Annotated in this window: 1 protein-coding gene; it reads left to right on the forward strand. The window is 46.3% G+C overall.

Going from position 1 to position 579, the window contains the following annotated elements; genetic code table 11:
• Window positions 1-20: 20 nt before the first annotated feature.
• The coding region (locus Q674_RS41130; protein ID WP_152526087.1) for a hypothetical protein at window positions 21-579 on the forward strand (559 nt) is incomplete at its 3' end.

Below are 579 nucleotides of genomic sequence, written 5' to 3' on the forward strand. Positions count from 1 at the left end.
GCAGGCGTTAAGTGTTTCGTATGACCGAAAGTTTCGTGAAATCGCATTCCCTCGGCTGGGTTAGTTTGGACTCTTGGTCAGAGATGTACGTCGGGGCGCATTGGTTGGTAACTGAGGAGTTACCAGAACATCAATTCCAAGTGTTGCCAAGGCATGGAGCGTTGTCACAAATGGTTCTGCTCAGTGCTCACCACTTGGTAGAGGTAATATTTTTTCAGTCAGTAAAAACTCTGACTACGGGTTCCCCAGGAAAGTTTCCAAACATCGAAAAGAGCTTTGATCGAGCCCACTTTCGAAAAGCATTTGAGAACTGGCCAGTCGTTCTCGTCGATGCTGAATTCGACAAGGATTCACGGGCGCTCAAATCTGCGTTGAAGTTAGCAGATCGACGTAACGCAACAATACATAAAGAATCAGCCTTGGCTACTCCAAGCATGGCTAGGTCGGCATTGTATTCATCAGTTCATGCGTCTCGTGAAATTGCTGAGCACTTGCTTGGAGAAAGCGGGTTCAAATACCAAAAAGTTATTGAGAAATACCCCTTACCGACAGTGGATTGGTTTGATGAAGCATGGTTGG

The organism is Marinobacter sp. EVN1, assembly GCF_000475375.1.
Taxonomy (GTDB): Bacteria; Pseudomonadota; Gammaproteobacteria; order Pseudomonadales; family Oleiphilaceae; genus Marinobacter; species Marinobacter nauticus.